This is a genomic window from Desulfocastanea catecholica (assembly GCF_054657295.1).
Genome location: NZ_BAAHYZ010000171.1, coordinates 1 through 289, shown reverse-complemented (window position 1 = coordinate 289; position 289 = coordinate 1). Strand labels below are relative to the sequence as shown.

Below are 289 nucleotides of genomic sequence, written 5' to 3'. Positions count from 1 at the left end.
ATCGCGATTGAAGACATTTCCACTATCTGTCAAGTTTCTGCAAAGCCCTGATCATTTTCCTGAAAAAACCAAGTGCCCGGCAAGGGATCTTGGCAAATGTGTCACGATCTGTCAAGCGGTCTCCATGGTCCGTCTTTACGGTTGGACGGTGGGTTTGACCAAGGCAGATCTGATCTGTGTGCCGGCCATGCTCGCCTTCGGCTTCAGCGAAGTGGAGAGTATCCCGGACACCCTCGGGGAGCTGTTCTGCGCGGTGGGTTTCCACCCGAAAGCTGCACCGGCTGCTAAT

Annotated in this window: 1 protein-coding gene; it reads left to right on the top strand. The window is 54.3% G+C overall.

Translation table 11 applies throughout. From position 1 onward, the window contains the following. Positions 1–7: 7 nt before the first annotated feature. On the top strand, positions 8–289 hold a 282-nt coding region (locus ACYQ8U_RS23390), incomplete at its 3' end, for a DUF169 domain-containing protein (protein WP_459947949.1).